The 6,462-nt window shown below is 65.3% G+C and carries 6 protein-coding genes; 4 read left to right on the forward strand and 2 right to left on the reverse strand.

What is annotated here, in order from left to right; all coding sequences use genetic code 11:
• Window positions 1–135 precede the first annotated feature (135 nt).
• The 4 genes from AC1DW9_RS26330 (at window position 136) to AC1DW9_RS26345 (ending at window position 5,516) form a co-directional block, all read left to right on the forward strand.
• On the forward strand, window positions 136–3,429 hold the full coding sequence (locus AC1DW9_RS26330) for an adenylate/guanylate cyclase domain-containing protein (protein WP_476776603.1): 3,294 nt from the start codon (window positions 136–138) through the stop codon (window positions 3,427–3,429).
• A gap of 18 nt (window positions 3,430–3,447) precedes the next feature.
• Window positions 3,448–4,128 (forward strand): peroxiredoxin-like family protein, encoded by a 681-nt coding sequence (locus AC1DW9_RS26335; protein WP_441507778.1) that lies wholly within the window; start codon window positions 3,448–3,450, stop codon window positions 4,126–4,128.
• Window positions 4,129–4,161: 33 nt separating this feature from the next.
• A complete protein-coding gene (locus AC1DW9_RS26340) occupies window positions 4,162–4,971 on the forward strand; it encodes a class I SAM-dependent methyltransferase (RefSeq protein ID WP_441507779.1) in 810 nt (269 codons plus the stop codon).
• 344 nt (window positions 4,972–5,315) lie between these two features.
• On the forward strand, window positions 5,316–5,516 hold the full coding sequence (locus tag AC1DW9_RS26345; RefSeq protein WP_441490986.1) for a hypothetical protein: 201 nt from the start codon (window positions 5,316–5,318) through the stop codon (window positions 5,514–5,516).
• Window positions 5,517–5,648: 132 nt separating this feature from the next.
• Here the strand turns inward: AC1DW9_RS26345 and AC1DW9_RS26350 are convergent, their stop codons facing one another.
• Window positions 5,649–5,972 carry a hypothetical protein gene (locus AC1DW9_RS26350; protein ID WP_441490985.1) on the reverse strand — a complete coding sequence of 108 codons (324 nt, stop codon included), beginning with the start codon at window positions 5,970–5,972 and terminating at the stop codon, window positions 5,649–5,651.
• Window positions 5,973–6,231: 259 nt separating this feature from the next.
• On the reverse strand, window positions 6,232–6,462 hold a 231-nt coding region (locus AC1DW9_RS26355), incomplete at its 5' end, for an aspartate-alanine antiporter-like transporter (protein ID WP_476855221.1).

Here is a 6,462-nt window from a genome sequence, read left to right on the forward strand (position 1 = left end):
TGGTAGGAACGGCCGACTGATTCCGTTATCGCGCCGTCGCTTGCAGCCTGGCCGTTATGGGTTCAACCTCATGAAGGCCGTGCGGCAAAGCGTGAAGCGAGAGCAGGCTTTTACGGCCCCGCGAGGTCTTGGTCGATGGACTGCTCGGGCTGCGGTTTCCAGATCGAAAGCGGCTTTGCCTTCTGCCCGAAATGCGGCGTGCGCCAGCCCGTGCCGTGTTCGAGTTGCAGCTTTCTCTGTGCGCCGGATTTCGCCTTTTGCCCGCAATGCGGCGCCCGCACCACCGCGAGGGCCACTCCTCAGACAGCGTCCGCGTCGAGAGCAATCGCTGCGCTGGATTCCCGGATGCCAGCACCGCTTCCGGACGTTGAAAGGGACCATACAACCGCGCCGCCGGTCTCCGATGCGGATCGCAGGACGGTGACGGTCCTGTTCGCCGACCTCAGCGGCTTCACCGCGCTCAGCGAGCGGCTCGACCCCGAGGTCGTCCAGACCTTGCAGACCGCGTTGTTCACGGAACTGACCGCGGCCGTGCAGAGCTTCGGTGGCTTTGTCGACAAGTTCATCGGCGATGCGCTGCTCGCACTGTTCGGCGCACCTGTCGCGCATGAGGATGATCCCGAACGCGCGCTCCGCGCTGCGCTCGACATGATCGCCCGCACGGCGCGGCTCGGCGAAAGCTCCGCCGCCGGGCGCGCTGAAATGGTGCTCCATCTCGGCATAAACACCGGGCCGGTTGTTGCTGGAGGTCTCGGCGTCGGTACTGCGAAATCCTATTCGGTGACCGGCGACACGGTGAATACAGCGCAGAGACTGCAATCGCTGGCCGCCCCGGGCGAGGTCCTGGTGGGGCCGCTGACCTATAGGCTGACCCGGCATGCCTTCTCCTATACCTCGCTCGGTGAGGTCGCCCTTCGCGGCAGGTCCGGCAGCGTGCTGGTGCATCGGCTGGGTGGACCGCTCGCATCACCCCGTGCAGCGCGTGGGCTCGATGCACTCGGCCTCAGCGCACCGCTGATCGGCCGCGATGCGGAGCTCCAGCGCATGCTGGCGAGTCTCGACCAGGCCTGTGCTGGCCAGGCGCAGCTTCTGCGCCTTGTCGGTGAGGCCGGCATCGGGAAATCTCGGCTGGTGAACGAGTTCGTCGGCCGCCTCGGCTGCGAGGAGCGCTTTCGCGACGTTGCCGTACGGCAGGCCGCCTGCTCGCCGCTTGGCGAACAGTCCTTCGGCGCCATCGGCGCAGTCGTGCGCAGCGCTGCCGGGGTGATGCAGAACGATGCTCCCGACGAGATGCGCTTGAAGCTCGCAGCCTTGCTGGCCAACCTTGGCATGGCGGGCGAAGAGGCGGAGCGATTGATGCCGCTGCTCTACCATGTGCTCGGCCTGGGCGACCCCAAGGCAAGTTTGCAGCATGTCGAGCCCGAGCAATTGCGGCGGCAAATCCTCCATGCTGTCTGCACGATCATCGAGCGGCGCCTGGCGCTATCGCCGCTGCTGATCGTCGTCGAAGATCTGCACTGGGCTGACACGGTATCGCTGGAAGCGCTGCGTTTCGTGATGGACAGGCTGGACCGATCGCGGCTGATGCTGGTGGTCACTCATCGCCCCACGCAGCAAAACGACCCGCTGGACTCAAGCCGCTTCAGCCATACCGCGCTCAGGCTGACGCAGCTTGGAGACAGCGACGGACGCCGCCTGCTCGCGGCCCTGTTCGGAGAGGGCTGGCTGAGTTCCATCGGGGCGCTGCCTGAGAGGATCCTCGAGCGCGCCGGCGGCAACCCCCTGTTCCTCGAGGAGATCGTGCGCAGCCTGATCGAGCTCGACGTGCTGAAGCGCGACGGCCAGCACTGGCAGATCGTGGCGGGCGAAGCGGCAGTCAGCATCCCGGACACGATCCAGGCGATGTTGCTCGCCCGCTTCGACCGGCTGCCGCAGGAGGCGCGGCGTCTCGCGCAGGAAGCCGCGGTCATTGGCCCTCGCTTCGATGCGACGCTGCTTGCAGCGGTGACCGCCGACCCCGCCAGGCTCGAAGCCGGGCTCGAACTGCTTGGCGACGCGGAAATCATCCAGAAGGCCGGGACAGGCGCAATCTCGTCGCAGTGCTACCGCTTCACGCAGACATTGCTGCACGATGTGATCTACCAGAATCTGCTGCTGCTACGACGGACCGAACTGCACGGGCAGATCGCCACCGCCTTCGAAGGCCTGTGCGGCGAAAGTCCCGAAAGGCTCGAAGATCTGACCGTGCTCGGTCATCATTTCGGGCTGAGCGCAGAGCGGGAAAAGGGCGCGCAATACCTGCGCGAGGCCGGTGATCGCGCCCGCATGATCTATGCCAATGATGACGCCCTTCGCTTCTACGAGCAGGCGCTCGCGGCGCTGGCGACGGCCGAACCGACAGGGGTCAGGTTGCAGGTCGGCGAGCGGATTGCCGATCTCTGTGGCCCGACCGGCCGCCGTGCGCTGGCGCATGAGCACTATGGGATGGTGCTGCGGGTCTATCGCGAGAACGGCGACCGCGTCGCCTCGGCCCGGGTTCTTCGCAAGATCGGCCGCCTGCTCTGGGATGTCGGCAAGCGCGACAAGGCCGAAGCCTGCTACGCCGAGGCCGCGACACTTCTCGACGGAGCTGACGCACCGATCGAGCAGGCGCATCTCTGGCAGGAACGCGGCCGCCTGGCGTTCCGGACCGGCGACCACGCGCGTGCAGCAGAATGGGCCGACGCTGCGCTCGCATGCGCGTGCACGCTGACCCGGGACGAGGCCTCCGGGATCGGGCGCGAGGCAGCGCTCGTGACTGCGGAAGCGCTCAACACCAAGGGCGTCGCGCTGGCCCGGCTCGGGCGGAACCGCGAAGCAGTGCGCGAGGTGGAGCGAAGCATAGAGGTGGCTGAAGCTGCCGACCTGCCTGGCGCCGCCTGCCGCGGCTACACCAATCTCGGCGTGCTCTATACAACGATCAATCCCGTGCAGGCGATGGAGGTGTGTCGGCGCGGCCTCGAGATATCGCGGCGTATCGGCGATCTGGGTTTCCAGGCACGCCTCCTCACCAATCTGGCGGTCGCCTGCTGCACATTCACGGACCGCTGCCCGACAGAGGGCGTTCCGGCGGCGGAGAAGGCGGTGGAGATCGACCGTGCGCTCGACCAGCGCGAGCACCTGCCTGTGCCCCTGATCGTGCTCGGGCAGATTCACCAATGCCAGGGGCAACCAGACATCGCGGCCAGCTTCTACAACGAAGCGCTCGACGTTGCCCGCGAAACGGGCGAGCCGCAGCTGCTCTTTCCATGTTATGATGGTCTCGCAACACTCAATCTCGACCGTGACGATCTGGCGGAAGCCGACCGTTACTTTTCGCTGGCGCAAGATGTCTGCGCCCGGCACGGGCTCGACCCGGAAGCGCTCGTGGTGCTGCCTTTCCTCGATTGACCGCGGAGGAGGTTGGATATGCTCGCGCAGGCCGACATGGTTCCTCTTCAACCCGGCGACAGGGCACCGAACGTCGTGCTCGACGCCATCACCCGCGAGGGAAAGATCGCGATCGACGACTTTCGCGGTCAAAAGCCGGTGCTGGTCGGCCTGTACCGCGGCTTGCACTGTGCCTTCTGCCGGCGCCATATCGCCGCCCAGGCGCAGCTCGATCCGGCGCTCCGTGCTGCGGGCGTCGAGAGCCTGACCGTGGTCAACACGCCGATTGAACGCGCGCGGCTCTATTTCCGTTATCATCCGATGCCCAATCTTATCGCCGCCTCCGACCCTAAACGAACCTCCCACCAGGCATTTGGCCTGCCAAATCTCGAATTCACGGAGAACGAGACGGCGTGGCCGCACAAGGTCTCGATGGCCGCCGTGCTGGGTATGCGGGTCGAGATTTCCGGCGAGACGCCAGGACCGCTCGACCCGCTGGCGGGGTCGCAATTCCTCGACAACAAGGACGGTTACGAACTGACCGAGGCCGACCTGGAGATGAAGGCGACAGGCCTTGGCCAGCTTGTCGGCCAGTTCCTGCTCGACCGGCAAGGCATCGTGCGCTGGTGCTTCACCGAAGTTCCGGAAGGGGGGCGTTACATGTTCGGGGCGCCGAACCCCCAGGAGCTCATGTCGGCCGTTTCCCAGGTTGCGCAGTAGGGAGGTTCTTCAGCGAGCAAGGAGAGCCCCACCATGCCGTCCAGCTTCACCGTCCGCAGCGCCAGCGGTTATGAGCAGCTCATGGGCCGCTGGAGCCGTCAGCTTGCCGGCCCGTTCATTGATTTCGCCGGTATCGCCCATGGCGAGCGCGTCATCGACGTCGGCTGCGGCACAGGCAGCCTGACCTTCGCGCTGCCCCAGGCAGCGGAAATCGCCGAGGTCGCGGCGATCGACTTTTCACCGATCTTCGTCGCGGAGGCCCGGCGCCGGAACAGTGATCCGCGGATCACGATCAAGGAGGGCGATGCCTGCGCCATCCCTTTCCCCGACGACGAATTCGACCGGGCCCTGTCGCTGCTCGTCCTGCACTTCGTGCCGGCAGCCGACAAGGCGGTTGCCGAAATGCGTCGCGTCGTGCGGCCGGGCGGCGTTGTCGCAGCCGCCGTTTGGGATCATCTCGGCGGGATGTCGGGGATGCGCATGATGTTGGACACCCTCGCTGCGCAGGACGAGCAGGCGCGAAGCCTGCGCGCTCATTACTGCTTCCAGCCCATGATGAGGCCCGACGAAATGCGGCAGACCTTCACGGCGCAGGGCCTCGAGAGCGTCGAACAGACCTCGCTTATGATCAGGATGGATTACGCGAATTTCGCTGACTACTGGGACCCGTTCGCCGCCGGGGAGGGGCCGCTCGGCAAATATGTGGCGGGGCTCGATCCGGCGTCCCGGGCAAAGGCCGGTGAAGCCGTCAGGGCCGCCTATGAGGCCGGCCAACCTGATGGCCCGCGCTCATTTGCGGCGGTCGCCTGGGCCTGCCGGGGGGTGGTTCCCGGCGGTGGATAAGGACCACCGGCATAGGCCTCGATCAGCTGTTAGCTTGGCCGCCGCAACACCGCCCGAGGGCAGAAAGCCCTGGGATGGCGCACGCCAGACCTGGTTGATTTGCGCGGCTGTAGCAGCTGACTGAAGGGTAGTCCGGGCGCATCCCGGTTTCGCAAGTGGCTCGGAAATGTTCAGGCAGCCCGATGCCGCTGAATACTGCTTCCAGAATGAATTTTGCGGGCAGGATCTTCTAGAATTTGCTTGCACCGCGAGCGGGCACCCCCGACAAATGAGGATGAGAGTCCTCTCGTTCGCCACCGTTCAGCGACTTGCTCCTGAAACGGGCTTTGGGAAAGGGGATCAAGATGTTGGACCGCTTCGTTGAGTCCGTTCTGAACGTCGCCGCCGTCGTCGCCGGGTGGTTTGTGCCTCCAGGCGCACACAAGTTCGGACTGATCCAGATGGGCGTTTCACTCCTGCTGGTCACCGCCCTGATTGCGCTTGTCGCGTTCTGGCGGCACGCACGAAGTCGGCGGCGACACGCGCGCGACGATGCACAAGGCTGACCTGCTCGAGCCTAACGCGTGGCTCCCATGACCAAGGCTCCGAGCTTATGAGACCGGAGCCTCGACCATTCCGGAGAGCCGCCTGCCGGCCCTCCGCCTATTCAGCGGGGAAATTATCCCGCGGGAGCGAGCCTACCAGCGCTCATAATGGTGCCGGCGGTAGCCATGTGCAGGCGCCCAGGGCGGCGGACCACCATGGCGACGGCCATAACCATAGCCGTAGCCGTGACTATAGCCATCGCGGCGGCCGTAATATCGCTGCCGATCCATGTTGCCCTGGATGATCATCAAGCGTTCCCGCTTCGCCTCGGTCATGGCGAACGCCAACGGTTGCTTGTCGAGCTGCTGCGCAATCGAGGGCGCAATCGCTTCGCTGGCGTGAGCTGCGGGCGCGAGGCCGGCCATGGTTGCGGCCGCGCCCAAGACGATAGTGGCTGTGATCAAGAACCGACGCATCGGGGTTCTCCTTCTTTCCTCCCGGCGATTAAAGCCTTCCGAAAGGGAACGCAGGATGAACGGAATTGTTCGGCTCTGTTCAGGAAGCGCCCATCAGACGAAGCTCCTTGTGAGATAAGGAGAGCGCCATCTCTGCTGCGATCAACCCGCGCACTGCCACGGTTCTTTCCTCGAATACCCGAAAGCACGCGCGACCTGAGCTTTCGCCAGGGGCTGGATGTCCACAGCGTGGAAACGGACCCGCAACAGATCGGCTGCCCTAACGCGACATGATTCCGATCAGGATCGGCCCCCAGGCCGTGAGCAGGATATTGCCGATGGCATAGGGCACTGTGTAACCCAGCGCCGGAATGCTGCTCTGGGCCTCGTCCTGGATGGCCCTGAGCGCCGCCGTGATGGTGCCGGCCCCGGCGCAGGCGCCGAGCACGATGAGCGGGTCCATCTTAAGGACGTAGCGCCCGAACAGAATGCCGATGGTATGCGGCAGCAG

It is taken from the genome of Allobosea sp. P4_E12 (assembly GCF_056401655.1).

Bases quoted from the DNA above. Each gene is read 5' to 3' on its own strand.
- AC1DW9_RS26335 (WP_441507778.1), top strand. From the start codon at position 3,448: ATGCTCGCGCAGGCCGACATGGTTCCTCTTCAACCCGGCGACAGGGCA.
- AC1DW9_RS26340 (WP_441507779.1), top strand. From the start codon at position 4,162: ATGCCGTCCAGCTTCACCGTCCGCAGCGCCAGCGGTTATGAGCAGCTC.
- AC1DW9_RS26330 (WP_476776603.1), top strand. From the start codon at position 136: ATGGACTGCTCGGGCTGCGGTTTCCAGATCGAAAGCGGCTTTGCCTTC.
- AC1DW9_RS26350 (WP_441490985.1), bottom strand. From the start codon at position 5,972: ATGCGTCGGTTCTTGATCACAGCCACTATCGTCTTGGGCGCGGCCGCA.
- AC1DW9_RS26345 (WP_441490986.1), top strand. From the start codon at position 5,316: ATGTTGGACCGCTTCGTTGAGTCCGTTCTGAACGTCGCCGCCGTCGTC.